The sequence below is a fragment of the Pseudomonas sp. FP1154 genome (assembly GCF_030687245.1).
Lineage (GTDB): Bacteria > Pseudomonadota > Gammaproteobacteria > Pseudomonadales > Pseudomonadaceae > Aquipseudomonas > Aquipseudomonas rhizophila.
Window position 1 is genome coordinate 4,871,182 of the sequence record NZ_CP117465.1, and the last position, 26,911, is coordinate 4,898,092.

The following is a 26,911-nucleotide window of genomic DNA, read 5'->3' on the forward strand; positions in this document are numbered from 1 at the left end:
TTCCTGACCACCTCACAACGCTATATAAGAAAGATAAAAATCCCTCTGTCCTGAACCGGCCTCCCACATCCATGCACATCCAGAAAAAAACCGTCTTGCTCGTCGCGCTCCTGGTCGCTCTGGCAGCTGTCGCCCTCTGGTATGTCATGAAGCCTGTCACCGCCAAGCCCGGCGCGCCCGTGGCCGTGCCGGTAAGGGTCGTCAGCGTGGTGCAAAAGGATGTGCCGCGCTTTGCCAGTGGCATCGGCACGGTGTTGTCACTGCACAGCGTGGTGATCCGCCCGCAGATCGACGGCATCCTCACTCAACTGCTGGTCAAGGAAGGGCAACAGGTCAAGAAGGGGGAACTGCTGGCCACCATCGACGACCGCTCGATCCGCGCCAGCCTTGACCAGGCCAGGGCCCAACTCGGTGAAAGCCAGGCACAACTGGCGGTCGCCCAGGTCAATCTCAAGCGTTACAAATTGCTCAGTGTCGACGACGGCGTATCGAAACAGACCTACGACCAGCAACAGGCACTGGTCAACCAGCTCAAGGCCACCGCCCAGGGCAATCAGGCGGCCATCGATGCCGCCCAGGTGCAGTTGTCCTACACCCGGATCCGCTCCCCGGTGACCGGTCGCGTCGGCATTCGCAACGTGGACGAAGGCAACTTCCTGCGCACCAGCGACACCGAGGGCTTGTTCACCGTGACCCAGATCGACCCGATCGCAGTGGAGTTCGCCCTGCCCCAACAAATGCTGCCCACCTTGCAACGGTTGATGGCCGCCCCCGAGCAAGCGCTGGTCCAGGCCTACATAGGCGCTGATGGGACCTCCGGTGAAATGCTCGGCGAGGGCCGCCTGAGCCTGATCGACAACCAGATCAACGCCAACACCGGCACCCTGCGGGCCAAGGCTGAATTCAGCAACGCCGCGCAACGGCTATGGCCAGGGCAGTTGGTGACATTGAAAATCCAGACCGCACTCGACAAGGACGCCCTGGTGGTTCCACCGACCGTGGTTCAGCGCGGCCTGGAGCAACCTTTCGTGTACCGAATCACCGGCGACCGGGTAGAGAGCGTACCGGTGGTGATGGTCTACCAGGACAGTGACCTGCACATCATCAAAGGGGTGAGCGCGGGCGATCAACTGGTGAGCGACGGTCAGTCACGGCTCAAGCCGGGCAGCCGCATCCAGGTGCTCGGTGACCCAGTGGCCCAGGCCAATGTGTCGGAGCCAAAACCATGAAGGGCCGCGGTTCGGTTTCGGCGTGGTGCATCGACCATCCCATCGCCACGGTCCTGATGACCTTCGCCCTGATACTGCTGGGATTGATCGCCTTTCCTCGCCTGCCTGTCGCGCCGTTACCTGAAGCGGAATTCCCGACCATCCAGGTCAGGGCTCTGTTGCCCGGCGCCAGCCCCGAAACCATGGCGTCGTCGGTGGCGACCCCACTGGAAGTGCAATTCAGCGCCATTTCCGGCATTACCCAGATGACCTCAAGCAGTGCCCTGGGCTCGACCAACCTGACCTTGCAGTTCAGCCTGGACAAAAGCATCGACACCGCCGCCCAGGAAGTGCAAGCGGCCATCAATACCGCCTCCGGCAAACTGCCCCAGGACATGCCGAATCTGCCCACCTGGCGCAAAGTCAATCCGGCCGACAGCCCGGTGTTGATCCTCAGCATCAGCTCCAGCCTGATGCCCGGCACCGAATTGAGCGACTACGTCGAAACCCTGCTCGCCCGGCAACTCAGCCAGATCGATGGCGTGGGACAAATCTACATCACCGGCCAGCAACGTCCGGCGATCCGGGTACAGGCCTCGGCGGACCGACTCGCCGCCATCGGTCTGACCCTGGCCGACATTCGCGTGGCGCTCCAGCAGGCCAGCCTCAACCTGGCCAAGGGGGCGCTTTACGGCGAGTCGAGCGTTTCCACCCTGTCCACCAACGATCAGCTGTTCCAGCCGGAGGAATATGGTGAGTTGATCGTGTCCTACAAGGATGGGGCACCGGTTCATCTCAAGGACGTCGCCAAAGTCATCAATGGTTCGGAAGACGCCTACATTCAGGCCTGGTCCGATGAGCAACCGGGGCTCAACCTGGTGATTTTCCGTCAGCCGGGGGCGAACATCGTCGACACCGTCGACCGCATCCAGGCAGCCTTGCCGACCCTGGAAGCCATGCTGCCTGCGGCCGTGCAAGTCAAGGTACTGAACGACCGTACACAGACTATCCGCGCTTCGCTGCATGAGGTGGAGATCACCTTGCTGATCGCGGTGCTGCTGGTGGTGTCGGTGATGGCGCTGTTCCTGCGCCAGCTCTCGGCGACCCTGATTGTCTCAGCGGTCCTGGGCGTGTCGCTGATCGCCAGTTTCGCCCTGATGTATGTGATGGGCTTCAGTCTGAACAACCTGACCCTGGTGGCTATCGTGATCTCGGTCGGGTTCGTGGTGGACGATGCGATTGTAGTGGTGGAGAACATTCACCGGCACCTGGAGGCGGGTGATGGCATGCGCGAAGCGGCGATCAAAGGAGCGGGCGAAATCGGCTTCACGGTGATCTCCATCAGTTTTTCGCTGATAGCCGCGTTCATTCCCCTGCTCTTCATGGGTGGCGTGGTCGGGCGTCTGTTCAAGGAGTTTGCCCTGACCGCCACTTCGACCATCCTGATTTCGGTGGTGGTGTCCCTGACCCTGGCACCGACCCTGGCCGCGCTGTTCATGCGCGCCCCGACGCCTCATGCCCACGGCAAGCGAAGTTTCGGCGAACGCCTGCTGGGTGGGTATGAACGGACACTGCGCTGGGCCCTGGCCCATCAGAGGCTGATGATCGGCGTGTTCGGCGTGACCCTGGCGCTGGCAGTGGCGGGCTACGTATTCATTCCCAAGGGTTTCTTCCCGGTACAAGACACCGGCCTGGTGCTGGGCACCAGCGAAGCCGCCGCCGACGTGTCATTCCCGGACATGGTGGCCAAACACAAGGCCCTGGCCGAGATCGTCGCCGCCGACCCGGCGGTGCAGAGCTTTTCTCACGCTGTCGGCGTCTCGGGTTCCAACCAGACCATCGCCAATGGTCGCTTCTGGATCGCCCTCAAGCCCCAGGATCAGCGTGACGTGTCGGCCAGCGCGTTCATCGACCGGATCCGCCCCAAACTGCTGGGCATCCCCGGCGTGGTGCTGTACCTGAGGGCCGGGCAGGACATCAACCTCAGTCCCGGTCCGAGCCGCGCCCAGTATCAATACGTGCTCAAGAGCAACGACGGACCGACGCTCAACACCTGGACACAAAAACTCACCGACAGGCTGCGCGGTAACCCCGCGTTCCGGGACATCTCCAACGACCTGCAACTGGGCGGCAGCATCACCCACATCAACATCGACCGCAGCGCGGCGGCGCGCTTTGGCCTCACCGCCAGCGATGTCGACCAGGCCCTGTACGACGCCTTCGGCCAGCGGCAGATCAACGAATTCCAGACTGAAACCAACCAGTACAACGTGATCCTGGAGCTCGACACCGCGCAACGCGGCAAGGCCGAGAGCCTGGCCTATTTCTACCTGCGCTCGCCGCTCAGTGGAGAGATGGTCCCGCTCTCGGCCCTGGCCCGCTTCGATGCGCCGACCAACGGCCCGCTGTCCATTGCCCACGACGGCATGTTCCCGGCCGCCAATCTGTCGTTCAACCTGGCGCCCGGCGTGGCATTGGGGGATGCGGTGCGCATGCTCGACCAGGCCAAGAACGAGGTCGGCATGCCGGCCTCCATTACCGGTAACTTCCAGGGCGCGGCCCAGGCATTCCAAAGCTCCCTGGCCAGCCAGCCATGGCTGATCCTCGCCGCGCTGTTGGCGGTGTACATCATCCTCGGCGTGCTCTACGAGAGTTTCGTACACCCGTTGACGATCATCTCCACCCTGCCCTCGGCCGGCCTCGGCGCGCTGGTCATGCTGTGGTTGCTGGGCCAGGATTTTTCGATCATGGCGCTGATCGGACTGGTGCTGCTGATCGGCATCGTCAAGAAAAACGGCATCCTGATGATCGACTTCGCCCTCGACGCCCAGCGCAAGGGTGGCTTGACGCCCCAGGAAGCGATTTTCCAGGCGTGCCTGACCCGGTTTCGCCCAATCATCATGACCACCCTGGCCGCCCTGCTGGGAGCCCTGCCGCTGATGCTCGGCTCCGGCCCCGGCGCAGAACTGCGCCAGCCGTTGGGCATTGCAGTGGTCGGCGGCCTGCTGGTGAGCCAGGCGCTGACGTTGTTCACTACACCGGTCATATACTTATGGCTCGAGCGACTGTTTCATCGGCCCGTCCAGCAGCCCGGACCTGCGCCGACGACGCTGGCGACCACAGACTGAGGCGGGGCCATGCGCGTTCTGATCATCGAAGACGAAGAAAAAACCGCGGACTATCTGCATCGCGGCCTGAGCGAACAGGGCTACACCGTAGATGTGGCGCCGGACGGCGTCGAGGGGCTGCACCTGGCGCTGGAAAGCGACTACGCGGTGATCGTGCTGGACGTCATGCTGCCAGGCCTGGACGGCTTCGGCGTGCTGCGGGCCCTGCGCGCCCGCAAACAGACCCCGGTGATCATGCTCACCGCCCGTGAACGGGTCGAAGACCGCATCAAGGGCTTGCGAGACGGCGCCGATGATTACCTGGGCAAGCCGTTCTCCTTCCTGGAGCTGGTGGCCCGCCTGCAAGCCCTGACCCGCCGCAGCGGCAGTCATGAACCGGTGCAGGTCAGCATCGCCGACCTGTGGATCGACCTGATAAGCCGCAAGGCCACCCGCGCAGGCCAACGCCTGGACCTGACGGCCAAGGAGTTCTCGCTGCTCAGCGTCCTGGCACGTCGCCAGGGCGAAATACTGTCGAAAACCGCCATTGCCGAAATGGTCTGGGACATCAACTTCGACAGCGACGCCAATGTGGTGGAAGTGGCCATCAAACGCTTGCGGGCCAAGCTCGACGGGCCGTTCGAACAGAAACTGCTGCACACGATTCGTGGAATGGGTTATGTGCTGGAGAGCAGAGAGTGACTTTGCCCGACAGTATTGCCCTGCGCCTGAGCGGCATGTTCACGCTGGTGGCGGCATTGGTGTTCCTGTTGATCGGCGGAGCCTTGTACCAGCAAGTCGAAAAGGGTCTGGGCCTGCTGCCGGAAGCCGAACTCGATGCGCGCTACAGCGTGCTCGAATCCACGGTCGGTCGCTACGGCACACCCGAGCACTGGGTGAAGATCAATAACAAGTTGCGCCTGCTGGGAGAGGAAGACAAACGCATTCACTTCTGGATCGTCAGTGGCGATCCACGCTTTGAATATGGCAACCCCGATCCACAGATTCGTGCCTTCGCCGAAGGTTCGCTGGGCAAGCGCGACCTGAAACTGGCGGCCCAGCAATACCCGATGAAAGTGCTCGTCAGCCAGTTCCCGGCCAAGGACCAGCGTCCACCGTTGCGCTTCATGATCGGCATCGACACCCAGACGTTCTACCAGACCCAACACTATTTGCTCGTGGCACTGGTGAGCTTGGCGATTGTCGGGGTGATCCTGGCCTCCTTGCTGGGCTACTGGGTAGCGCGTATCGGCCTCAAGCCGCTGATCAAACTGTCCGATGAGGCCAGACGCCTGACACCACCGCGCTTGTCCGGGCGCTTGCAGATGTCACCGTTGGCGCCGGAGCTCAGTCAATTCGTCAGTTCCTTCAACGCCACCCTCGACCGGGTCGAACAGGCGTACTCGCGACTGGAGTCGTTCAACGCCGACGTCGCCCATGAACTGCGCTCGCCCCTGACCAACCTGATCGGCCAGACCCAGGTGGCGCTGACCCGTGGGCGCTCGGCCGAACATTACTTCGAGGTGCTGCAATCGAATCTCGAAGAGCTGGAGCGACTGCGCTCGATCATCAACGACATGCTGTTCCTCGCCAGCGCCGACCAGGGCAACAAAGCCACCAAACTCACCAGCACCTCCCTGGCCGGCGAAGTGGCGACCACCCTCGACTACCTGGACTTCATCCTTGAAGACGCCCAGGTCCAGGTCAGGGTCAGCGGTGACGCCCAGGCCAACATCGAGATCGCCCACCTGCGCCGCGCACTGATCAACCTGCTGAGCAACGCGGTGCGACACACCGCCCCGGGGCAAGTGATCAATGTGCGCATCGAGGCCCTGGGCGACCAGATCACCCTCGCCGTCACCAACCCCGGCGAACCGATTGCCGATGAACACCTGCCACGCCTGTTCGAACGGTTCTACCGGGTAGATGCCTCCCGCAGCAACAGTGGCGCCAACCACGGGTTGGGGCTGGCCATCGTCAAGGCGATTGCGCTGATGCACGGCGGGGATGTCTTCGTGCGCAGTGACCGGGGCGTGAATACCTTCGGGATCCGCTTGCCGGCCTGACACCCCACGCTGTTTAGATCGTATTGGGATGAATTCCAGGCGATTGAATGCTGGATGAAAGCCATATCAAGCAAAGTAAAAAGATCTCCGCCTTCGGCAGCGCTCACGCGTTATTGCGCGAACACTGATTGCCCGCTCTCACCGATCCAAGCACAATCAGCAAAAGGCCAGCATCTGGTGCATTGCCGGTTATGCAACCCTTTGGGACGGATCCCAGCCACATGACAAATGCAGACATCGGAACCATGAGCGCGAGCAGTGCGACACCCGGCAATACCCCGTTTTCGATACGCTCGGAACGGGTACTCGTACTGGCCAGTTCGTTGGTTGTCATTGCCATCCTGAGCATCGTGACCTTCCTGCTGATCCGCGAATACGCCGCTGCCCAACAGGCCGCGACACGTTCGGCGACCAATATCGTGCAACTGATTGATGCCGACGTGCTGCGCAACGTGGAGCTCTACGATCTGTCGCTACAAGGTTTGGTCGCCGCCGCCCAACGCAACGACCTGAAAGACGTTTCGCCGACGATTCGCCACTTGGCCCTCTTCGACCGTGCCACCGCCGCCCCCTATAAAGGCGACATCCTGCTGCTCGACAAGCGCGGCAATGTAGTCGCCGACTCCGCCTCGATCGAGCCACGAAAGGGCAACTACGCCGACCGGGAATACTTCCAGTCCCATGTCCATAACCCAAGCCCGGGCATGATGATCAGTCGCCCGTTTCGCTCCAGAAGTGCCGCGCAGGACTGGCGTATCAGTTTCAGCTACAGACTAAACGACGAACAAGGGGAGTTCCTGGGCGTGGCGGAAGCCGCGATGCGCTTGAACTATTTCAACCAATTGTTCAAGAGCCTGAACATCGGTCATGGCGGCACAGTCAATCTGGTGAGCAGCGAAGGCTTTCTGTTGGCCCAGGAGCCGCCCCTGGCCGAGGACCTGATTGGCAAGGATTTCAGCAACCGCCCGAACTTCATGCGCATCCTGCGCGAAGGCAACGGCAGCTTCACCAGCGTATCCGGTCAGGACCAGAAGCCGCGCCTGTACACCTTCTCCCAAGTGGGCGACCTGCCTTTGATCGTGGTGGTAGCGCTCTCCTCCGATGAAGTCTTCGCCTCCTGGAAACGCACGGCGCTGCTGGTCAGCGGTGCTACGGGGGCATTGTGCATCGGTTTGCTCTGGCTCACCTGGCTGCTGCGTCATGAACTTAGGCGGCGCCACCATGCTGAACGGGAACTGGCGCAACTGGCGTCCATCGACTCGCTGACGGGCCTGGCCAACCGCCGGACTCTGGACGAAACGCTACAACAGGAATGGCTGCGGGCCCAGCGTTCGGGCCAACCGCTGTCAGTCATGATGATCGATGCCGATCACTTCAAGGCATTCAACGATCGCCACGGCCACCCAAGTGGTGATGAGGCCTTGCGCACCCTGGCGCATCTGATCGGTAGGCATGTCCGCCGACCGGCCGACCTGGCAGCGCGCTACGGCGGTGAGGAGTTCGCGGTGGTACTGCCGGAAACCACCACCGCCGGAGCCTTTACCATGGCCCAGAACATTCGCGAAGCGGTGGAACAGTTGCCCCCCTTCATTACCGGCGCAGCCCCCATGACCGTCAGCATTGGCATTGCCACCTGGGCCCAAGGACCTTATGGCGAACTCGAGCAGCTCATGTTCGCTGCTGACAAGGCGCTATACCAGGCCAAGGCCAGTGGGCGCAATCGTGTGGTTTGTGCGATGTAATGGCCCCTTCCATGTGGCTATTCGACCGATTTGGGTAGGTGTGTATCCATTGCTGCGGTAACGGGGCGCCGAGATCAACGTCCTCCGCGAGGCGGCCTGACAGCCGACCTGTTTTTTGATGACCGCGTTCATCCTGTGGGAGCGAGCCTGCTCACGATGACGGTGGTTCAGTCAATGAGGATGTTGAATGTGCCGGCCTCTTCGCGAGCAGGCTCGCTCCCACAATTGGATCGGAGTACTACCACAAGAAATAGGCCGGCTGTCAGGCCGCCTTCGCGAGCAAGCTTTGCTCCCACAGATCTGACAGGTGTACGACCGAAAGAACCAGGCCGGCTGTCAGGCCGCCTCGCGGTGGACGTTGATCTCGGCGCCCCGTTAACCACGCTGGCCGAACGCAGGCATTGTGGAGTGGGCATCCCGGCATGGATGCCGGGATAGCCGCGCTGGACCATGGATGGTCCTTCGCGGCGGGCCCACGGAGCAATGCCGGAGTGAGGGCATGCCGAGCCTAAGCGAGGCACCTAGTGGTGGGGCATGAGCGCTTTGGTTACTTTCGCGCTTTTCGAAAGTGACCCGCCGTAAGGGCGGAACCGCCAGTGGCCATTACCGCAGAAACGGATATGTACCCCAACTCAACTCAACTCAAAAAACAGCATTACCCCTATTGCCACAAACGTCCCAGAAAGCAGCCATAAAAAAAGGCCACCCGAAGGCAGCCTTTAAAAACTAGAGAGGTTTTTATGCTTACACGGCCGCTACAGGGCGCATGTAAGAGATTGGTGCGGTGCTGGCGTCTTCGAACGTCACGACTTCCCAAGCATCTTTCTGCTCAATCAACTTGCGCAGCAGCTGGTTGTTCAGCGCGTGGCCGGACTTGAAGCCTTTGAACTCACCAATCAGGCTATTGCCCAGCAGGTAGAGGTCGCCGATTGCATCAAGAATCTTGTGCTTGACGAACTCGTCTTCATAACGAAGGCCGTCTTCGTTCAACACACCATCGGAATCGACCACGATCGCGTTTTCAACACTGCCGCCGAGTGCGAGGTTGTGCTTGCGCAGGTACTCGATATCACTCATGAAACCAAAGGTACGGGCGCGGCTGACTTCTTTTACGAACGAAGTGCTGGAAAAGTCCACGCTTGCACTCTGGGTGCGGTCACGGAAAACCGGGTGATCGAAATCGATCTCGAAGCTCACCTTGAAACCTTCGAAAGGCACGAAAGTGGCGCGTTTGTCGCCGTCTTCCACTGTCACTTCCCGCAGGATACGGATGAACTTCTTGGCTGCGTCCTGCTCTTCCAGGCCAGCCGATTGAATCAGGAATACGAAGGGTCCGGCACTGCCATCCATGATCGGGACTTCGGACGCGGAGAGCTCGACGTAGGCGTTATCGATGCCCAGGCCAGCCATGGCCGAGAGCAAATGCTCCACCGTATCCACTTTGGTGTCACCGTTGACCAGTGTGGTCGACATAGTGGTTTCACCAACGTTTTCCGCGCGAGCAGGGATCTGCACCACAGGGTCGAGGTCGGCACGACAAAACACGATGCCAGTATCGACAGGCGCGGGCTTGAGGGTCAGGTAGACCTTCTCACCGGAGTGCAAGCCGACACCTGTGGCACGGATAATATTCTTCAGGGTGCGTTGTTTAATCATGGCATGGGCCGCTTCAGCGCAAATTGCGAACTGGTATCAACAAAGGCTGGCGATAATAGCAGACCAGACCTTTGCTGAACACCAATCACCCGTATCCCCCTGATACATTTCATCAATCGGCCTGACGACGCAGGAATGCCGGGATGTCCAGGTAATCCAGATCGTCTTGCGGATTCATCTTCGCGGCAGTCGCAGCACCGGCCTGAGCCTGGTTGCGCATGACGGTCGGACGGTCCAGGTCACGGTAGTTCACCGCGGGTTGTTCCTGACGAGCGGCTGCTTGTTGCTGCGGCTGCGATGCCAGGGAGGTCTGAACGGTGTTATCGATCACCTTCATCGGTTTCTCGATTTTCGCGCCCAGGCCAGTGGCAACCACGGTCACGTGCAGCTCGTCACGCATGTCAGGATCGATCACGGTGCCGACCTTGACCATGGCGTGGTCGGAAGCGAACGCTTCGATGATGCTACCCACGTCGGAGTACTCGCCTAGGGACAGGTCCGGACCGGCGGTGATGTTCACCAGGATGCCACGGGCGCCCTGCAGGTTGACGTCTTCGAGCAACGGGTTGCGGATAGCCGCTTCGGTGGCTTCGCGAGCACGGTTCGGACCGCTGGCGCAGCCAGTGCCCATCATCGCCATGCCCATTTCGGACATCACGGTGCGTACGTCGGCGAAGTCGACGTTGATCATGCCTGGACGCTTGATGATGTCGGAGATACCGCGAACGGCACCGGCCAGTACGTCATCGGCCTTGGCGAAAGCCGACAGCAGGCTTGCGTCCTTACCCAGGATGGTCAGCAGCTTCTCGTTGGGAATGGTGATCAACGAGTCGACGCTTTCGCTCAGCGCGCGGATGCCCTCATCGGCAATCTGCATGCGCTTGCGGCCTTCGAACGGGAACGGACGGGTCACCACCGCAACGGTGAGGATGCCCATTTCCTTGGCTACTTCGGCGATGATCGGCGCCGCACCGGTACCGGTACCGCCGCCCATGCCAGTGGTGATGAACACCATGTTGGTGCCAGCCAGGACTTCAGCGATGCGCTCGCGGTCTTCCAGGGCAGCCTGACGGCCAACCTCGGGATTGGCGCCGGCACCCAGGCCCTTGGTCACGCCGGTACCCAGTTGAAGGATGGTTCGCGCGCCGATGTTTTTCAGCGCTTGAGCATCAGTGTTGGCGCAAATGAATTCGACGCCTTCGATGTTGCTCTTGACCATGTGGTTGACAGCGTTGCCGCCGCCACCGCCGACACCGATTACCTTGATAACCGGGCTAGCGGGGATGTTGTCTACGAGTTCGAACATTTTCCCTCTCCTTTCATTCTCTAGTTTTTTCGCCTACTGCGTTTGTTGCATCTTCCAGTGCCAAGCCAGAGGCTCGTCGCTTGAAGCTTTAAACCTGTTGCTAAAAATTGCCCTTCACCCAAGCCTGGAGCCGCTCGAAAAGCGGCGCCTTCGGCTCGTCGCTGTTGTAGCTGTCGCGGCTGCCGATGCCCGAGAACGAAACCCCGTCGGACTGCTTCTGCAGGCCGTACATCAACAGGCCCACGCCGGTGGAGTAAATCGGGTTGCGGACCACGTCATCCAGGCCCTTGACGCCATGGGGCACGCCCAGGCGCACCGGCATGTGGAAAATCTCTTCGGCCAGTTCGACCGCGCCTTCCATCTTCGACGTACCGCCGGTCAGCACGATGCCGGCCGGGATCAGGTCTTCGTAGCCACTGCGACGCAGCTCAGCCTGGATCAGCGTGAACAGCTCGTCGTAACGCGGCTCGACCACTTCGGCCAACGCCTGGCGGGACAACTCGCGCGGAGGACGTTCGCCAACGCTTGGCACTTTGATGGTTTCACCGGCACCGGCCAGTTTCGCCAGGGCGCAGGCGTAGCGGATCTTGATTTCTTCGGCGTACTGGGTCGGAGTGCGCAAGGCCATGGCGATGTCGTTGGTGACCTGATCACCGGCAATCGGGATCACTGCCGTGTGGCGGATCGCGCCTTCGGTGAAGATCGCGATGTCGGTGGTGCCGCCGCCGATGTCCACCAGGCACACGCCCAGTTCCTTCTCGTCGTCAGTCAGTACCGAGTAGGCCGAGGCCAGTTGCTCGAGGATGATGTCGTCGATTTCCAGGCCGCAACGGCGCACGCATTTCTCGATGTTCTGCGCGGCGTTCACGGCACAGGTCACCACGTGGACCTTGGCTTCCAGGCGCACGCCGGACATGCCCAGGGGCTCCCGCACGCCTTCCTGGTTATCGATCACATAATCCTGCGGCAGGGTGTGCAGCACACGCTGGTCGGCCGGGATCGCCACGGCCTGCGCCGCGTCGAGCACGCGCTCAAGGTCAGCGGAGCTGACTTCACGGTCACGAATCGCCACGATGCCGTGGGAGTTCAGGCTGCGGATGTGATTACCTGCCACACCGACGAACGCTGAGTGGATCCGGCAACCGGCCATCAGCTGCGCTTCTTCAATGGCGCGCTGGATCGATTGCACGGTGGACTCGATGTTCACCACCACGCCTTTTTTCAAGCCACGGGACGGGTGGGTACCGATCCCGACGATGACCAGCGTGCCGTCGTCCGCGACCTCGCCTACCAGCGCAACCACCTTGGAAGTGCCGATATCCAGACCGACGATCATTTTTCCGCTTTGCACGTTTGCCATGGGTCCTGCCTCTTCTTAATTCTTCGCGACGGCGGGTTCAGCCGTCGTGGGCGCTACAGGTTCCCGCCAGCCAACAGCCAGGCCGTTGGCGTAGCGCAGATCGATGCGCGCGATGTTCGTAATCTGGTCTTTGAGCGTCTTGTCATAGATGGCAATGAAGCGGCGCATCTTTTCCACCTGATTGCCGCGCCCGAGCAGCAGCTCGATGCCCGGCCCCGAGCTGCCCGCGCCAGTGGTCAGGAACCAGCTGCCGCGCTCACGCAACTCCAGGCGCGCGATGGAGAAGCCCAGCGGCCGCAACATCTGACTCAACACCTGGTACTGCTGCATTACTTTCTGCTGGGCCCGCTGAGGACCGAACAGTTGTGGCAAATGTTCGTAGTTGGCCAGTTCCCGTGGCGTGAACGCCTGGCCCTGGTTGTTCAACAGCGACTCGTCGCCCCAGCGGGCCACGGGCAGTTGTTCTTCCAGGCGGATCGATACCTGGTCAGGCCATACCCGCCGTACTTCGGCATGGGCGATCCAGGGCATCTGCTCCAGTTCCTTGCGCATGCCCGCCAGGTCGATGGTGAAGAAGCTCGACGCCACGAATGGGGCGATCCGCTGCTGCACGGCTTGCTGACTGATGTAGCTCAGGTCGCCCTGCACATTGATCCGGGCGATCGGCCGATCCGCATAGGGCAGCAACCGCTGAGCCCCTTCGTACGTACCGAACCCCAACGCCACCAACAACACCGGCCAGAACAGGCTCTTGAGAAAACCGAAGTTGGCTTTCGGCAGGCGCGCCGACATCGGCTCTTTGGCCACCATTCGGCTGGCACCCCGCGGCACCGGCTTGCGACCGGGTGCGGATGGCTGATGACGAAGCGATGCGCCTTGCATGCTTAACCTCTTGGCTCTTGAGAGCCGACACTGGCGGCCAGGATCGACAGCACCAATTGCTGGAAATCCAGGCCGGCGGCACGGGCCGCCATCGGTACCAGGCTGTGATCGGTCATGCCTGGGGCGGTGTTGACTTCCAGGAACCAGAACTGCCCGTCGGCGTCCTGCATCACGTCCGCCCGGCCCCAACCGGCAATACCCAGCGCCTCACAGGCCTTGGCCGTGAGGTCCATCAGTTGTTTTTCCTTGGCGCTGTCCAGCCCGCATGGAATGCGGTACTGGGTGTCATTGGCCACGTACTTGGCGTCGTAGTCGTAGAACGTGTGCGGCGTGCCCAGGGCAATCGGGGGCAACACCTGGTCACGCAGGGTGGCGATGGTGAACTCGGGACCGGTGATCCACTGCTCGACCAACACTTGCGAATCGTAGGAACTGGCGTCTTTCCATGCCGCGGTCAACTCAGGCAGCGAAGTCACTTTCGCCATGCCGATACTTGAACCTTCATGGGCCGGTTTGACGATCAAAGGGAAGCCCAGTTCCGTGGCCGCCGAAATACAATCGGCCTCGGATGCCAGCACGGCGTGACGGGGCGTGGGAATGCCGAGACTGTGCCAGACCTGCTTGGTGCGCAGTTTGTCCATGGCCAAGGCAGACGCCAGGATGCCGCTGCCGGTGTAGGGAATACCCAGGCATTCGAGCAGGCCCTGCATGCTGCCGTCTTCGCCGCCGCGGCCATGGAGAATGATGAACGCGCGGTCGATTTTTTCGTTCAGCAGGCGCTGCAAAAAGTCGTCGCCTACGTCGATGCCGAACGCGTCGACACCGGCGCTTTGCAGGGCTTGCAGCACGGCGTTGCCAGACTTGAGGGACACTTCGCGCTCGGCGCTCTTGCCGCCGAACAGCACGGCGACGCGGCCGAAGGCTTTCGGGTCCAGGGTCGAAACCAGGTTGGCGTAGGCAGCAGTCATTTCAGTTTCCCCTCGCTGGATGCCACGATTGCCCCGGCGAATAACGGACTTTTCAACAGTTTCGGGGCCAGGCCACCGATGTCACCGGCGCCTTGGCACAGCAGGATGTCGCCAGCGCGCAGCAGCGGTTTGACCAGCGGTGCGAGGTCCACGCCGCGCTCGATGTAGATCGGGTCCAACTGACCGCGTTGGCGAATGCTGTGGCACAGCTGACGGCTGTCGGCACCCGGGATCGGCTCCTCGCCGGCCGGATAGACTTCCATCAGCAGCAGCACATTGGCGTCGGCCAAAACCTGGACGAAATCGTCGTACAGGTCGCGGGTACGGCTGTAGCGGTGCGGCTGGTAGACCATCACCAGGCGACGCTCCGGCCAGCCACCGCGCACGGCCTTGATCACCGCCGCGACTTCGGTCGGGTGGTGGCCGTAATCGTCCACCAGCATCACGTTGCCGCCGTCCACCGGCAGTTCGCCGTAGACCTGGAAACGTCGTCCCACGCCCTGGAACCCGGACAGGCCCTGGACAATGGCTTCGTCACTGACACCTTCGTCGGTGGCGATGCAAATGGTGGCCAGGGCATTGAGCACGTTGTGGTTGCCCGGCATGTTCACCGACACATCCAGCGGCTCGCGGTCAGGGCGCAGCACCGTGAAGAACGTCTGCATGCCCTGCTGGCGCACGTTGATGGCGCGCACGTCGACTTCTTCGCCAAAACCGTAGGTCACGGTCGGGCGCTTGATCAGCGGCAGGATCTCGCGCACCACCGGATCGTCCAGGCACACCACTGCCAAACCGTAGAACGGCAGGTTGTGGAGGAACTCGACGAAGGTTTTCTTCAGTTTGTTGAAGTCACCGTCGTAGGTCGCCATGTGGTCGGCGTCGATGTTGGTGACCACGGCCACCAGCGGCTGCAGGTGCAAGAAGCTCGCATCGCTTTCGTCGGCTTCGGCGATCAGGTAACGGCTGGTGCCCAGCTGGGCATTGGTGCCCGCGGCATTCAGACGACCGCCGATCACGAAAGTCGGGTCCAGGCCACCGGCAGCGAACACCGAGGCGATCAGGCTGGTGGTGGTGGTCTTGCCATGGGTACCGGCAACGGCGATGCCGTGGCGATAACGCATCAGTTCGGCCAGCATCTCGGCACGCGGCACCACGGGAATGCGCCGTTCCAGGGCGGTGGCGACTTCCGGGTTGGAGGTGTTCACGGCGCTGGAGACCACCAGCACATCAGCGTTGGCGGCGTTCTCGGCACGGTGGCCGATGAAAATCTGCGCGCCAAAGGATTCCAGGCGCTCGGTAACCGGCGAGGCTTTCAGGTCGGAACCGGAAACCTCATAGCCCAGGTTCAGCAACACTTCGGCGATCCCGCACATGCCCACCCCGCCGATACCGACGAAATGGATACGGCGGATACGGCGCATTTCCGGTTGCGGCATGGCTTTGCGATTCTCAACCATGGGCCACCTCCAGGCAGGTATCGACCACTTGAACCGTGGCGTCGGGTTTGGCCAGGCGACGGGCGGCGCGGGCCATGTCTTCGATTGTTTGCGGTTGCATCAAAACCTCTGTCAGGCGCGCGGCAAGATCCGCGGCACCAGTCGTTCTTTGCGGCATCAGGAAGGCAGCGCCTTCACGGGCCAAATAATCGGCGTTGCGGGTCTGGTGGTCGTCGATGGCGTGGGGCAAAGGCACCAGCATCGAGGGCAGACCGGCGGCGGCCAGTTCGCTGATGGTCAACGCGCCTGCGCGGCAGACCACCAGGTCGGCCCAGCCATAGGCTTGGGCCATGTCTTTGATGAAAGGCTGCACTTGCGCCTCGACGCCTGCGGCGCGATAACGCTCGGCGGTGATTTCATCGTGGTTTTTGCCGGCCTGGTGAAACACCTCGGGCCGCAGTTCGGGAGCGACCTGCGACAAGGCTTCGGGCAGCAATTTGTTCAACGGCTCCGCCCCCAGGCTTCCGCCCAGGATCAGCAAACGCGCCTTGCGTCCGGCCAGGGCCGGGCGCGGTGTATCGAGGAACAGCTCGGTACGCACCGGGTTACCGGTGGTACGACGGCTGCCCGACAGGGTAAAGGTGTCGGGAAAGGCTTCACAGACTCGAGCGGCCAACGGCACCAGTAACCGATTGGCGGTACCGGCCACGGCGTTCTGCTCGTGAACGATAACCGGCACACCGGCCAGTTTTGCCGCAACACCGCCAGGACCGGTCACATAACCACCAAAGCCCACCACGCATACCGGCCGCAACCGACGAATGATCGCCCGGGCCTGCCAGATCGACTTGAGCAGCATCAGCGGCGCCTTGAGCAGCGACAACTTGCCTTTGCCCCGCAGGCCGCTGGCGCTGATCCGATGCAGTTCCAGGCCGGCGGCGGGCACCAGCTCGTTTTCGATGCCCCGTGGCGTGCCCAGCCAGTGCACGGTGTAACCGCGCGCCTGGAACTCCCGGGCACAGGCCAGCGCCGGGAACACATGCCCCCCGGTTCCGCCGGCCATGATCAGCACGTTAGCGCCCATGAGTCGGCTCCTCGGCGAAGTCGCTCTCCTGGAATTCCATCTCTTCGCTGCCCAGGTGGGTTCGACTCTCCCATTCGATGCGCAACAACAAGCCCAGACAGGCACAGCAAATCACCAGGGAACTGCCGCCGTAACTGAGGAACGGCAGCGTCAGGCCTTTGGTTGGCAACAGGCCGACGTTCACGCCGATGTTGATCAGGAACTGACCGATCCACAGGAACGACAAGCCATACGCCACGTACGCGGCGAAATACTGCTTGGCCCGCTCGGCCCACAAACCGATGTACATGCCGCGCACACAGACAAAGACGAACAACCCGACGGTGAGCAGCGAACCGACCACGCCCAGTTCTTCGGCCAATACCGAGAACACGAAGTCGGTATGGGCTTCGGGCAGATAGAACTGCTTCTGCACGCTGTTGCCCAGGCCTACGCCCAGCCATTCGCCGCGACCGAAGGCGATCAGGGCCTGGGTCAATTGATAACCGGAACCGAACTGGTCGGCCCACGGGTCGGTAAACGTGATCAGACGCGCCATCCGGTAAGGTTGCGCCTGCACCAGCACCGTCACCGCGCCGACCGCCAGCGCCACCATCAGAGTGAAGCGAAACAGCCCGACACCGCCGAGGAACAACATCGCCGCTGCGGCCCCCATCATCACCACCGTGGCGCCGAAATCCGGCTCCATCAGCAGCAGGCCGGCCATCGGCAGCAACACAATGAACGGCTTGAAAAAACCCATCCAGCTCTCGCGCACTTCTTTCTGACGACGCACCAGATACCCGGCGAGGTAGATCACCACGAAGACCTTGGCGATTTCCGAAGGCTGTACGTTGAAGAAGCTGAAGCCGATCCAGCGCATCGAGCCGTTGACCTCGCGACCGATGCCCGGCAACAGCACCATCACCAACAGACCAAAGGCACCGAGCAACATCATCCAACCCAGGCGTTGCCAGGTGGCGATCGGCACCATCATGGTGACAATGCACGCGACCAAACCGATCACCAGGTAAATCAGGTGACGAATCATGTGATAAAGGGTGTTGCCCGATTGCACGGCAGCCACTTCCGACGATGCGGAAGTGATCATCACCAGGCCCAGGCCCAGCAGCGCCAGGCAACCGACGAGCATCGGGAAATCCAGGTCGATGCCGCGCCCGGTGATCAGCGGAGACGGGTATGGCTTGATGATGTTCATCAGGTTCATGCCAAGTCCTCCACGGCCCGGGCGAACAACTGCCCGCGCTCTTCGTAATTCTTGAACATGTCGAAACTGGCGCAGGCCGGCGACAACAGCACGGCATCGCCCGACTGTGCGAGGGCGCGGCATTGCTGCACCGCTTCGTCCAGCGAAGCGACGCGAACCAGCGGCACGCCGTCGCCGAGGGCCTGGGCGATCAATTCGCGGTCACGCCCCATCAGCACCACGGCCCGGCAGTTGACCGCAACCGGATCGCACAGGTCCTTGAAGTCGGCACCCTTGCCATCGCCGCCGGCAATCAGCACGAGCTTGCCTTGGATGTCCGCGCCCAGGCCCTCAATGGCAGCCAGCGCGGCACCCACGTTGGTGGCCTTGGAATCGTTGTACCAGGCCACCCCGTCAAGATCGCGAACCCACTGGCAGCGGTGCTCGAGCCCGGCAAACGTGCGCAGGGCCGACAGCATGGCGTCGAACGGCAGACCGACCGCATGTCCCAGGGCCAGCGCCGCCAGGGCATTGGCCTGGTTGTGGGCACCGCGAATCTTCAGTTCGCGCACCGGCATCAGATTCTGGAATTCGAAGGCCAGGTATTTCTCGCCATTCTCTTCGCGCAACCCGAAGCCTTTGAAATCCGGCACACCGAGGCCGAAGGACCAGCATGGCATGCCCTCGCCCAGCAACGGACGAGTCAGGGCGTCCTGACGGTTGAACACTACCTGCCGAGCCCCCCGGAAAATCCGGTGCTTGGCCAGGTGATAAGCCGGCAGACCGCTATAGCGGTCCATGTGGTCTTCGCTGATGTTGAGCACGGTCGCCACTTCGGCGCCCAAGTGGTCGGTGGTTTCAAGCTGGAAGCTCGACAACTCCATCACGTACAGCTCGACGTCATCACTGAGCAGATCCAGCGCCGGGGTTCCCAGGTTGCCACCCACGGCAACCCGCTTACCGGCCGCCGCAGCCATTTCACCCACCAGGGTGGTGACGGTGCTTTTTGCGTTGGAGCCGCTGATGGCGATGATCGGCGCCTTGGCGTGACGGGCGAACAGCTCGATGTCACCGGACAACTTCACGCCACGGGCGGCGGCGGCCTGCAAGGCCGGGGTTGCCAGCGCAAGGCCGGGGCTCACGTAGAGCTCGTCGGCGCGGCACAGGAACTCGACATCCAGCTCGCCACAACGCACGTCCACCTGCGGGTAGTCACGACGCAGCGTGGCCAGCTCAGGTGGATTTTCCCGCGTATCGGCCACGGCAAACGACACGCCCCGGTTCGCCAGGAAGCGAACCAGGGACATGCCGCTCTTGCCGAGGCCGACAACGATGCGGAAGTGGTCAGAAGCGATCAGGGACACTCGTTCTACCTCAGCTTCAGGGTGGCAAGGCCGACCAGGACCAGAATCACGGTGATGATCCAGAAACGGACAATCACACGCGGCTCGGGCCAGCCCTTGAGTTCAAAGTGGTGGTGGATCGGCGCCATGCGAAATACCCGGCGGCCGGTCAATTTAAAGGAAGCAACCTGAATGACGACTGACAGCGTCTCCATCACGAACACACCGCCCATGATGAACAGGACGATTTCCTGGCGAACGATGACGGCGATGGTGCCCAGGGCCGCGCCCAGCGCCAGCGCGCCGACATCGCCCATGAAGACCTGCGCCGGGTAGGTGTTGAACCACAGGAAACCCAGGCCGGCACCGATCAGCGCACCGCAGAACACGATCAGCTCGCCCGCCCCCGGCACATAAGGGATCAGCAGGTATTCAGCGAATTTCACGTTACCCGACAGGTAGCAGAAGATCCCCAGCGCGCCGCCCACCATCACGGTCGGCATGATCGCCAGGCCATCGAGGCCATCAGTCAGGTTGACCGCGTTGCTCGAGCCGACGATCACCAGGTAGGTCAGCACGATGAAGCCTGCCCCCAGCGGGATACTGTAATCCTTGAGCATCGGCAGAATCAGGGTGGTTTCCACCGGGGAGGCTGCGGTCATATAAAGGAAGATCGCCGCGCCGAGGCCGAATACCGACTGCCAGAAATACTTCCAGCGGCTCGGCAGCCCCCGGGAGTTCTTCTCGATGACCTTGCGGTAGTCGTCGACCCAGCCGATGGCGCCGAACAACAGGGTCACCAGCAATACCACCCACACATACCGGTTCGCCAGGTCGGCCCAGAGCACGGTACTGATGCCAATGGACGACAGGATCAGCGCGCCGCCCATGGTTGGAGTACCGGATTTGGACAGGTGCGATTGCGGGCCGTCATTGCGGACCGACTGACCGATTTGCAGGTTCTGCAAGGTGCGGATCATCCACGGGCCCAGGAACAGCGACAACGACAACGCGGTCAGCACACCCAGGATCCCGCGCAGGGTCAGGTACTGGAAGACCGCGAAGCCTTTGTGGAACTGTTGCAGGTACTCCGCTAGCAGCAGCAGCATTAATGTTTCTCCATACGGGAACCGCACAGCGCCGCGACGATGTTTTCCATCGCGGCACTGCGTGAGCCCTTGATCAATAAGGTGGTGTTCGGGTCCTGCTCGGCGCTCAGGGCCTGAATCAACTCGGCCTGAGTGCTGAAATGCTGTGCGTGCTCGCCAAACGCGGCCACCGCATGGGCCATCATCGGGCCGACGGCATACAGTGCATCGACCTTGCCGCGCGCGTAGGCGCCGACATCGTGATGCCCCTGTTGCGCCCATTCGCCCAACTCGCCGATATCTCCCAGCACCAGCACGGTACGGCCGGGGAAACCGGCGAGGATATCGACCGCGGCGCACATGGACGTCGGGTTGGCGTTGTAGGTGTCGTCGATCACGCGCATGCCGTTGCTGGCCAATTGCGCAACGGAACGCCCCTTGACCGGTTGCACCGCGTTCAAGCCGGCCACGATGCCCGGCAATGACACGCCCAAAGCATGGGCCGCGGCCGCAGCGGCCAGGGCGTTGGCGACGTTATGGGTGCCAAGCAGGTTCAACTGGACCCGCTCTGCACCGTCGGGGCTGTGCAGGTTAAAGGCCGGGCAGCCGCGAGCATCGCGGTCCAGGTCGCTGGCGTAAAAATTCGCCGCCAGATTGCTCAAGGCAAATGTCAGGACCTTGCGCCCAGCCGCCCGGGTCTTCCAGATTTCGAAGGCCTTGTCGTCAAGATTCAGCACGGCGACGCCATCGGCATCCAGCCCCTCGAGAATCTCGCCCTTGGCCTCAACGATTTTGTCCGGACCACCGAACTCACCGACGTGGGCGGTCCCGGCGTTGTTGATCACGGCCACGTGAGGTTTGGTCATGCCCACGGTGTAGGCGATCTCACCGAGCCGCGAGGCACCGAGCTCAATGACCGCGGCACTGTGTTGCGGTGCCAGCTCCAGCAATGTCAGGGGTACACCCAGGTCATTATTGAGGTTGCCACGGGTCGCCAACACCGGACCGCGGGTACGCAGAATGCTCGCGAGCATTTCCTTGACCGTGGTCTTGCCACTGGAGCCGGTGATGGCCGCGACCGGGTTGCGGTATGCGGCGCGGTTCAATGCACCGAGCTGGCCCAGGGCCTGGCGAGTGTCGTTTACCTGCAATTGCGCCAGCGTGCTGTTGGTCACTTCCCGCTCGACCAGCGCCGCGACCGCACCTTTGGCGGCCACGTCGTTCAGGTAATCGTGGCCGTCAAAACGCGGCCCGGCCAGGGCAACGAACAATTGCCCCGGGGCAATCGCCCGGCTGTCGATGCTCACCCCATCGAAACTGGCGTCAGCCGCGATCAGCCGCGCCTGCAGGACATTCGTCAGCTCGCTGAGCTTCAAAGCCTTAAGCATGGGCCACCTCCCACGCGGTCAGGGCATGATCGGCTTCCACCAAATCGGAAAATGCGTGACGTTCGCCGTTGATTTCCTGATAGTCCTCATGGCCTTTACCGGCCAGGACAATGACGTCGTCCGCCGACGCACCGGCGATCAACTGGGCAATGGCCTGGCCGCGACCGGCCACGAAGGTGACGTTATCCACCGCCGAGAAGCCGGCGCGGATGTCGTCGAAAATCTGCGACGGGTCTTCGGTGCGCGGATTGTCGTCGGTGACCACTACACCGTCGGCCAAGCGCTCCACCACTTCGGCCATCAGCGCACGCTTGCCACGGTCACGATCACCGCCGCAGCCGAACAGGCACAGCAACTTGCCCTTGGCGTGTGGCCGCAGGGCCATCAGGACTTTTTCCAACGCATCCGGGGTATGGGCGTAATCGACCACCACCAACGGTTGCGTTCCGCCGCCCAGCCGTTGCATACGTCCGGCCGGCCCTTCGAGTTTGGGCAGGACCTTGAGGATTTCATCCAGGGCGTAGTCCAGGCCAAGCAAGGCACCCACGGCGGCCAACACATTGCTCAGGTTGAAACGCCCCAACAAGGTGCTGCGCAGGTGGTGTTCGCCTTGAGGTGTAACCAAGGTCGCGCGCACGCCTTCGTCATCGAATTGCGCCTGGCGTACATAAAGGTAGGCGCTGGCATCTTCCAGGCTGTAGGTGATCAACCGGGACTCGCGCTTATCGGCGGCCAATTGCCGGCCGAACGCGTCGTCAAGGTTGAGGACCCGACACTTCAAGTCATTCCAGGCAAACAACCTGGCTTTTGCTTCGCCGTAAGCCTGCATGGTGCCGTGGTAATCCAGGTGATCGCGCGACAGGTTGGTCAATACCGCGACGTCGAACGCCAAGGCCGTCACGCGCCCCTGATCCAGGCCATGGGAAGAGACTTCCATCGCAACAGCCTTGGCTCCGGCCTTTTTCAGGTCGGCCAGGGTTGCTTGCACGGCGATCGGGTTCGGCGTGGTGTGCAGGCCACTCTCCAGCGCGCCGTGGAATCCGTTACCCAAGGTCCCGACGATGCCGCAATGCTGACCCAGCAGATCCAGGGCCTGGGCCACCAGTTGGGAAACGCTGGTCTTGCCGTTGGTGCCGGTCACGCCAATCAGGTTCAAGTGACGACTCGGGTCGCCGTAAAAACGCCCGGCAATGTCCGACAACTGGGCCGCCAGGCCCTTGACCGGAATCAGCGGCACATCAGTGATCGGTAGCACGGTCGCGCCGTCGACTTCATAAGCCACGGCAGCCGCGCCGCGCTTCAAGGCGTCGGCGATGTGGGCGCGACCGTCGAACCGGGCACCCGGTACGGCCAGGAACAGATCCCCGGCACGCACGTGGCGGCTGTCCAGGGCCAATTCGCGAATCAGCAGATCGTGGCCCGCATGGGCAAAAATCTTGTTCAGGCTCAGGGACATCAGCCACGCCCTCCTTCGGCTTTCAAGGGTACGACCGGCGCGGTATTGGCTTGCTGGGTCGGCGGCAGGTTATCCGGGGTGATATTCATCAGGCGCAGGGTGCCGGACATCACTTTGCTGAACACCGGTGCCGAAACCAGCCCCCCGAAGTAGCCGGCCTTGCTCGGTTCGTCGATGACCACCACGACGGCGTAGCGCGGGTCGCTCATCGGGCCGAAACCGGCGAACAGCGAACGGTAGGAATTCTCGGCATAGCCCTTCACGCCCGCGGAGGTTTTGCGGGCCGTACCCGACTTGCCGCCCACGTGATAGGCCGGCACCTGGGCGCGGTACACCCCACGCGGCGCTTCGATCACCTGTTGCAGCATGCTTTGCATGGTCTTGGCGACGTCCTCCGGAATGACCTGAGTAGCCTCCGGGGCCTTGTCGGTTTTGATCAATGACAGCGGTGTCATGCGGCCGTTGTTGGCCAGCACCGAAAACGCGTGGGCCAACTGGATCGCGGTCACGGAAACACCGTAGCCGTATGACAACGTGGCCGTTTCGGCCTTGCGCCACTCACGGTAGTTCGGCAGATTGCCGACCCGCTCGCCAGGAAAGCCCAGGCCAGTGCCCTGGCCAAGACCGATTTTCTGGGCAAGACGGTAAATCGTTTCCCCACCGATATCGAAGGCGATCTTGCTCATGCCCACGTTACTGGAGTTGATCAGGATGCCGGTCAGGTCAAGCACCGGACCTTCGGTCTTGGAGACGTCCCGAATGGTGTACTTGCCGATCTGCAAAGTGCCTGGATACACCTCGACCGTATCCCCCGGCTTCCAGCGCCCGGTTTCCAGAGCCGCCGCCATGGAAACGGCTTTCATGGTCGAGCCCGGTTCGAACACGTCGATCATCGCGCGGTTGCGCATCATCGCCGGTTGCAGGTTGCGGCGATTGTTCGGGTTATAGGTGGGCTGGTTGACCATGGCCAGGATCTCGCCGGTCTTCACGTCGAGAATCACCAGGCTGCCGGCCTTGGCACCGTTCTCGACGATGGCATTGCGCAGCTCACGGTTGGCCAGATATTGCAGGCGCAGATCAATGGACAACGCCAAGGGCTTGCCGGCCTTGGCGTTTTTGGTGACCTGGACATCCTTGATCAGCCTGCCACGCCGATCCTTGATGACCTGACGCTTGCCGGGAACCCCGGCGAGCCATTCGTCGTAGGCCAACTCGACCCCTTCTCGCCCCCGGTCGTCGATGTCCGTAAAGCCGACCATGTGGGCGGTCACTTCACCGGCCGGGTAGAAACGCCGGAACTCTTCGATGCCGTAGACGCCCGGCACTTTCAGGTCGAGCACCCTCTGGCCTTGCTCGGGCGTCAACCCGCGCACCAGATAGATGAATTCTTTGCTGGCCTGGGCTTCAAGGCGTTCGGCCAGGGCCTTGGGGTCCTGGCCAAGGGCGACGGCCAGGGCCGGCCACTTTTCCTTGGCCTGCTGCATTTCCTTGGCGTTTGCCCACAGGGTAGTCACCGGGGTGCTCACAGCCAACGGTTCGCCATTGCGGTCGGTGATCAGGCCACGGTGAGCCGGGATCGGGATGTGCCGCATGCTACGGGCATCACCCTGCTCTTTGAGGAAGTCACGGTCGACCACTTGCAGATCGATGATCCGCCAGACGATGGCCGCCACCATGATCCCGAGCAGGCCCAGGACCAGGCGGAAGCGCCACGGAAAGAGTGCCCCTTCGAGCTTCATCATGGCGCCACCATCTGCACTTCGGCAGCCCCGGGAATGCGCATTTTCAGCTGTTCGGTCGCCAGTACTTCGATGCGGCTATGGGCGGTCCAGGTGCTCTCTGCTCCAGGATCAACCGGCCCCACTCGGCCTGGGCCTTGTCGCGCACGCTCAGTTCGCTGTAAAGGGTGTTGAGCAACTGCCGGTTCCAGTGCGCGCTGTAGGACACGGCGATGGCCGACACGAGCACGCCGATAAACAACAGCAGCATGAAAAAGCTGCCGCCAGGCAGGGGCTTGGCGAAGAGCTTGCTCACCGCAACTTCTCCGCAACACGCATGACGGCGCTACGGGCACGCGGGGTTGGCCTTGAGTTCAGCCTCGGAGGCGAACTGCGCCTTGCCATGAATCTTGATTTTCGGCACGAAGGCTTCGAAACGCACCGGCAGGTTGCGCGGCAGGTTATCGGCCTCACCCTTGGTGAGCTTGCGCATGAACAGTTTGACGATACGGTCTTCCAGGGAATGGAAGCTGATCACCACCAGTCGCCCGCCGACCTCAAGTGCTTCAAGTGCCGCCTCAAGGCCGGCCTCCAGATCACCCAGTTCATTATTGACGTGGATGCGCAAACCCTGGAAAGCCCGGGTAGCCGGGTTCTTGCCCTTCTCCCATGCCGGGTTGGCGACTTTCAGCACTTCGGCCAGGTCGCCGGTGCGCTCGAACGGTTTGATATCGCGACGCTCAACCACGGCACGGGCCATGCGACCGGAAAAACGTTCTTCGCCGTATTCCTTGAAAACACGGGCGATTTCTTCCACCGCAGCGGTATTGACGAATTCGGCGGCGCTGATTCCGCGGGACGGATCCATGCGCATGTCCAGCGGGCCATCATTGAGAAAACTGAAGCCGCGCTCAGGGTCGTCCAACTGCGGCGAAGACACGCCCAGGTCAAGCAGGACGCCACTGACCTTGCCGGCCAGGCCACGCTGGGCGACTTCCGATCCCAGCTCCGCAAAGCTGCGCTGCACAACGACAAAGCGGCCGTCTTCGGCCGCTAGCGCTTGCCCGGTGGCAATCGCTTGAGGGTCCTTGTCGAACCCCAGCAGCCGACCGTCCGGACCGAGCTTGCTGAGGATCAGCCGGCTATGCCCGCCGCGCCCGAACGTGCCATCCAGATAGCAGCCATCAGGACGTACGGCGAGAGCCTCGACGGCTTCGTCAAGCAGTACGGTGATGTGGTTAAAGCCGCTATCAATAGTCACAGGATCAAATCACGCAGTTCATCAGGCATGGCGCCCGGTTGTTGAATAGCAGCAAGGTCAGCGGCAGAGACCGCATTCCAGGCATCTTCGTCCCATAGTTGGAACTTGTTCAGTTGGCCCACCAGCATCGCGCGCTTGTCCAGCTTGGCGTATTCGCGCAGGCGCGGCGGAACCAGGAAACGACCGCTGCCATCGAGTTCGAGGTCGACGGCGTTACCGATCAGCAAGCGTTGCAGGCGGCGGTTTTCTTCACGCAGTGAAGGCAGTGCGCGCAGTTTGGTTTCGATGATTTCCCACTCATCAAGAGGGTAAACACACAAACATGGGTCAACGGCGTCGATCGTGACGATTAACTGCCCGGAACTACGCGAAACGAGCTCGTCACGGTACCGGCTCGGCATGGCGAGACGGCCCTTTGCATCGAGACTGATAGCGTTAGCTCCGCGAAACACGTCAGCGTTTCTCCAAAAATTTTGCGTTTTACGCTCAAAAAACCCACTTCATGCCACTTTCCGCCACTTGCGCACACTATAGGAATGCGCCCACCGCACCGTCAAGGCGCGGAGTGAAGGAAAAGCCTTATAGATCGGAGATTTAGGAGCGTATCTGGAGGGGCGATGGGAATCTGACGTAGGATTTTTCGCCACAACTTCAGC

The 26,911-nt window shown here is 61.9% G+C and carries 19 protein-coding genes and 2 pseudogenes; 5 read left to right on the forward strand and 16 right to left on the reverse strand.

Annotation, left to right across the window (positions count from 1 at the left end; all coding sequences use genetic code 11):
• Positions 1 to 71: 71 nt before the first annotated feature.
• The 5 genes from PSH91_RS21825 to PSH91_RS21845 all read left to right on the forward strand — a co-directional run bounded on the left by PSH91_RS21825 (position 72) and on the right by PSH91_RS21845 (position 8,123).
• Positions 72 to 1,229: an efflux RND transporter periplasmic adaptor subunit gene (locus PSH91_RS21825; RefSeq protein WP_076383618.1), complete on the forward strand. Its 1,158-nt coding sequence runs from the start codon at positions 72 to 74 to the stop codon at positions 1,227 to 1,229.
• A complete protein-coding gene (locus PSH91_RS21830; RefSeq protein WP_305466757.1) occupies positions 1,226 to 4,336 on the forward strand; it encodes a multidrug efflux RND transporter permease subunit in 3,111 nt (1,036 codons plus the stop codon). Before PSH91_RS21825 ends, PSH91_RS21830 begins: the two co-directional genes overlap by 4 nt.
• 9 nt (positions 4,337 to 4,345) lie before the next feature.
• Positions 4,346 to 5,017, forward strand: a complete 672-nt coding sequence (locus PSH91_RS21835) for a heavy metal response regulator transcription factor (RefSeq protein ID WP_047228825.1) — start codon at positions 4,346 to 4,348, stop codon at positions 5,015 to 5,017.
• A 35-nt stretch (positions 5,018 to 5,052) separates the two neighbouring features.
• Entirely contained in the window at positions 5,053 to 6,381 is a 1,329-nt protein-coding gene (locus PSH91_RS21840) for a heavy metal sensor histidine kinase (RefSeq protein ID WP_047228908.1), read from the forward strand.
• 245 nt (positions 6,382 to 6,626) lie between these two features.
• A complete protein-coding gene (locus PSH91_RS21845; protein ID WP_173407514.1) occupies positions 6,627 to 8,123 on the forward strand; it encodes a sensor domain-containing diguanylate cyclase in 1,497 nt (498 codons plus the stop codon).
• Between the two features lie 744 nt (positions 8,124 to 8,867).
• Here the strand turns inward: PSH91_RS21845 and lpxC are convergent.
• The 16 genes and pseudogenes from lpxC to mraZ all read right to left on the reverse strand — a co-directional run bounded on the left by lpxC (position 8,868) and on the right by mraZ (position 26,707).
• Positions 8,868 to 9,779 (reverse strand): UDP-3-O-acyl-N-acetylglucosamine deacetylase, encoded by a 912-nt coding sequence (gene lpxC / locus PSH91_RS21850; RefSeq protein ID WP_030139673.1) that lies wholly within the window; start codon positions 9,777 to 9,779, stop codon positions 8,868 to 8,870.
• A 112-nt stretch (positions 9,780 to 9,891) separates the two neighbouring features.
• Positions 9,892 to 11,085, reverse strand: a complete 1,194-nt coding sequence (gene ftsZ / locus PSH91_RS21855) for a cell division protein FtsZ (RefSeq protein WP_047228824.1) — start codon at positions 11,083 to 11,085, stop codon at positions 9,892 to 9,894.
• 100 nt (positions 11,086 to 11,185) lie between these two features.
• Positions 11,186 to 12,445: a cell division protein FtsA gene (gene ftsA, locus PSH91_RS21860; protein WP_076383614.1), complete on the reverse strand. Its 1,260-nt coding sequence runs from the start codon at positions 12,443 to 12,445 to the stop codon at positions 11,186 to 11,188.
• A gap of 15 nt (positions 12,446 to 12,460) precedes the next feature.
• Positions 12,461 to 13,327, reverse strand: coding sequence for a cell division protein FtsQ/DivIB (locus PSH91_RS21865; RefSeq protein WP_047228822.1), 867 nt, complete (start codon positions 13,325 to 13,327; stop codon positions 12,461 to 12,463).
• A gap of 2 nt (positions 13,328 to 13,329) precedes the next feature.
• A complete protein-coding gene (locus PSH91_RS21870) occupies positions 13,330 to 14,295 on the reverse strand; it encodes a D-alanine--D-alanine ligase (protein WP_076383613.1) in 966 nt (321 codons plus the stop codon).
• Entirely contained in the window at positions 14,292 to 15,752 is a 1,461-nt protein-coding gene (murC, locus tag PSH91_RS21875) for a UDP-N-acetylmuramate--L-alanine ligase (RefSeq protein ID WP_047228820.1), read from the reverse strand. Before murC ends, PSH91_RS21870 begins: the two co-directional genes overlap by 4 nt.
• On the reverse strand, positions 15,745 to 16,815 hold the full coding sequence (gene murG, locus PSH91_RS21880) for an undecaprenyldiphospho-muramoylpentapeptide beta-N-acetylglucosaminyltransferase (protein WP_047228819.1): 1,071 nt from the start codon (positions 16,813 to 16,815) through the stop codon (positions 15,745 to 15,747). Before murG ends, murC begins: the two co-directional genes overlap by 8 nt.
• Positions 16,805 to 18,022, reverse strand: coding sequence for a putative lipid II flippase FtsW (gene ftsW, locus PSH91_RS21885; RefSeq protein ID WP_047228818.1), 1,218 nt, complete (start codon positions 18,020 to 18,022; stop codon positions 16,805 to 16,807). Before ftsW ends, murG begins: the two co-directional genes overlap by 11 nt.
• Positions 18,019 to 19,365, reverse strand: coding sequence for a UDP-N-acetylmuramoyl-L-alanine--D-glutamate ligase (gene murD / locus PSH91_RS21890; RefSeq protein WP_305466760.1), 1,347 nt, complete (start codon positions 19,363 to 19,365; stop codon positions 18,019 to 18,021). The genes ftsW and murD overlap by 4 nt, the downstream gene beginning before the upstream one ends.
• Before the next feature lie 5 nt (positions 19,366 to 19,370).
• Positions 19,371 to 20,453, reverse strand: coding sequence for a phospho-N-acetylmuramoyl-pentapeptide-transferase (gene mraY, locus PSH91_RS21895; protein ID WP_047228816.1), 1,083 nt, complete (start codon positions 20,451 to 20,453; stop codon positions 19,371 to 19,373).
• Positions 20,453 to 21,820 (reverse strand): UDP-N-acetylmuramoyl-tripeptide--D-alanyl-D-alanine ligase, encoded by a 1,368-nt coding sequence (gene murF / locus PSH91_RS21900; protein WP_076383609.1) that lies wholly within the window; start codon positions 21,818 to 21,820, stop codon positions 20,453 to 20,455. The genes mraY and murF overlap by 1 nt, the downstream gene beginning before the upstream one ends.
• Positions 21,813 to 23,276, reverse strand: coding sequence for a UDP-N-acetylmuramoyl-L-alanyl-D-glutamate--2,6-diaminopimelate ligase (locus PSH91_RS21905; protein WP_047228814.1), 1,464 nt, complete (start codon positions 23,274 to 23,276; stop codon positions 21,813 to 21,815). Before PSH91_RS21905 ends, murF begins: the two co-directional genes overlap by 8 nt.
• Positions 23,276 to 25,015: a penicillin-binding protein 2 gene (locus PSH91_RS21910; RefSeq protein ID WP_305468583.1), complete on the reverse strand. Its 1,740-nt coding sequence runs from the start codon at positions 25,013 to 25,015 to the stop codon at positions 23,276 to 23,278. Before PSH91_RS21910 ends, PSH91_RS21905 begins: the two co-directional genes overlap by 1 nt.
• A pseudogene (gene ftsL / locus PSH91_RS21915) lies at positions 25,015 to 25,310 on the reverse strand (cell division protein FtsL). The gene PSH91_RS21910 and the pseudogene ftsL overlap by 1 nt, the downstream one beginning before the upstream one ends.
• Positions 25,307 to 26,255 (reverse strand): annotated as a pseudogene (rsmH, locus tag PSH91_RS21920) (16S rRNA (cytosine(1402)-N(4))-methyltransferase RsmH). Before rsmH ends, ftsL begins: the two co-directional pseudogenes overlap by 4 nt.
• Positions 26,252 to 26,707, reverse strand: coding sequence for a division/cell wall cluster transcriptional repressor MraZ (gene mraZ, locus PSH91_RS21925; protein WP_003205355.1), 456 nt, complete (start codon positions 26,705 to 26,707; stop codon positions 26,252 to 26,254). The pseudogene rsmH and the gene mraZ overlap by 4 nt, the downstream one beginning before the upstream one ends.
• Positions 26,708 to 26,911 lie beyond the last annotated feature (204 nt).

Coding starts and splice junctions, on each gene's coding strand:
- PSH91_RS21845 (WP_173407514.1), top strand. CDS start 6,627: ATGAGCGCGAGCAGTGCGACACCCGGCAATACCCCGTTTTCGATACGC.
- ftsW (WP_047228818.1), bottom strand. CDS start 18,022: ATGAACCTGATGAACATCATCAAGCCATACCCGTCTCCGCTGATCACC.
- ftsA (WP_076383614.1), bottom strand. CDS start 12,445: ATGGCAAACGTGCAAAGCGGAAAAATGATCGTCGGTCTGGATATCGGC.
- PSH91_RS21830 (WP_305466757.1), top strand. CDS start 1,226: ATGAAGGGCCGCGGTTCGGTTTCGGCGTGGTGCATCGACCATCCCATC.
- ftsZ (WP_047228824.1), bottom strand. CDS start 11,085: ATGTTCGAACTCGTAGACAACATCCCCGCTAGCCCGGTTATCAAGGTA.
- PSH91_RS21870 (WP_076383613.1), bottom strand. CDS start 14,295: ATGACTGCTGCCTACGCCAACCTGGTTTCGACCCTGGACCCGAAAGCC.
- lpxC (WP_030139673.1), bottom strand. CDS start 9,779: ATGATTAAACAACGCACCCTGAAGAATATTATCCGTGCCACAGGTGTC.
- PSH91_RS21840 (WP_047228908.1), top strand. CDS start 5,053: ATGTTCACGCTGGTGGCGGCATTGGTGTTCCTGTTGATCGGCGGAGCC.
- PSH91_RS21865 (WP_047228822.1), bottom strand. CDS start 13,327: ATGCAAGGCGCATCGCTTCGTCATCAGCCATCCGCACCCGGTCGCAAG.
- murF (WP_076383609.1), bottom strand. CDS start 21,820: ATGCTTAAGGCTTTGAAGCTCAGCGAGCTGACGAATGTCCTGCAGGCG.
- mraY (WP_047228816.1), bottom strand. CDS start 20,453: ATGCTGCTGCTGCTAGCGGAGTACCTGCAACAGTTCCACAAAGGCTTC.
- murC (WP_047228820.1), bottom strand. CDS start 15,752: ATGGTTGAGAATCGCAAAGCCATGCCGCAACCGGAAATGCGCCGTATC.
- PSH91_RS21905 (WP_047228814.1), bottom strand. CDS start 23,276: ATGTCCCTGAGCCTGAACAAGATTTTTGCCCATGCGGGCCACGATCTG.
- murG (WP_047228819.1), bottom strand. CDS start 16,815: ATGGGCGCTAACGTGCTGATCATGGCCGGCGGAACCGGGGGGCATGTG.
- PSH91_RS21825 (WP_076383618.1), top strand. CDS start 72: ATGCACATCCAGAAAAAAACCGTCTTGCTCGTCGCGCTCCTGGTCGCT.
- PSH91_RS21835 (WP_047228825.1), top strand. CDS start 4,346: ATGCGCGTTCTGATCATCGAAGACGAAGAAAAAACCGCGGACTATCTG.
- PSH91_RS21910 (WP_305468583.1), bottom strand. CDS start 25,015: ATGAAGCTCGAAGGGGCACTCTTTCCGTGGCGCTTCCGCCTGGTCCTG.